This is a genomic window from Allobosea psychrotolerans (genome assembly GCF_002917105.1).
GTDB lineage: Bacteria > Pseudomonadota > Alphaproteobacteria > Rhizobiales > Beijerinckiaceae > Allobosea > Allobosea psychrotolerans.
Genome location: NZ_PQFZ01000055.1, coordinates 1 through 1,055 on the forward strand (window position 1 = coordinate 1; position 1,055 = coordinate 1,055).

General features: G+C 67.6%; 1 protein-coding gene. It reads right to left on the reverse strand.

Features of this window, described 5'->3' with window-relative positions; genetic code table 11:
• On the reverse strand, window positions 1–1,055 hold a 1,055-nt coding region (locus CYD53_RS29765; RefSeq protein WP_103721676.1), incomplete at both ends, for a trans-sulfuration enzyme family protein.

The following is a 1,055-nucleotide window of genomic DNA, read 5'->3' on the forward strand; positions in this document are numbered from 1 at the left end:
TGGTCGAGGTCGGCGTAGAGGTCCTCGACATCCTCGATGCCGGTCGAGAGTCTGAGCAGATCGGTGGGGCAGGGCGAGCCCGTGCCCTCGATCGAGGCGCGATGCTCGATCAGGCTCTCGACGCCTCCGAGCGATGTGGCGCGCTTGTAGAGTTCGACATGAGCCGCTGTCTTGACCGCTGCCGCTTCGCCTCCCGTCACCTGCACCGAGAGCATGAAGCCGAAGCCGCCTTCCATCTGGCGGGCGGCGATGTCGTGGCCTGGGTGCTGCGGCAGGCCGGGATAGAGCACGCGCGCCACCTGCGGATGAGCCGAGAGCCGTTGCGCCAGCGCCATGGCTGAGGCGCTCTGGCGCTCCTGCCGGAGATGGAGCGTGCGCAGGCCGCGCATCAGCAGATAGGCCTCGAAGGGCCCCAGAATCCCGCCTTGCCCCTTGCGCACGGTCTTGATGCGATTCCAGAACTCGTCGTCCTGCCGGGCGCAGAGTGCGCCGGCCACGACGTCGGAATGGCCGTTCAGCACCTTGGTTGCGGCATGCATGACGATGTCGGCGCCCAGCGTCAGCGGGCGCGTATGCACCGGCGAGGCGCAGGTCGAATCGACCGCAAGCCTGGCGCCGGCCTTGCGCGCGATCTCGGCCACGCCGGCGATATCGGTGATGGTCCAGAGCGGATTCGAGGGCGTCTCGGCCCAGATCAGCTTGGTGACACCGGGCTTCACGGCCGCCTTCAGGGCGGCGAGATCGTCGGTCTCGACGAAATCGATGACCAGCCCCCAGCGCGTTGCCTCGGTCTGCAGCCAGGCGCGCAGCGCCCAGTACATCACCTTGGAAGCGACGACATGGTCGCCTGGCGAGAGCGCCTGGAAGACGGCGGTCGCCGCCGCCATGCCGGAACCGAAGAGCAGCGCGCCGGCTTTCGCCTCCTCCAGCATGGCGAGCACGCTCTCGGCCTCGCGGATCGTCTCGTTGTCGGGGCGGCCATAGACGAAGCCCGAGGAATAGGCGTTGTCCTCGTCACGGATATAGGTCGTGGCGATATGGATCGGGGTAACCAC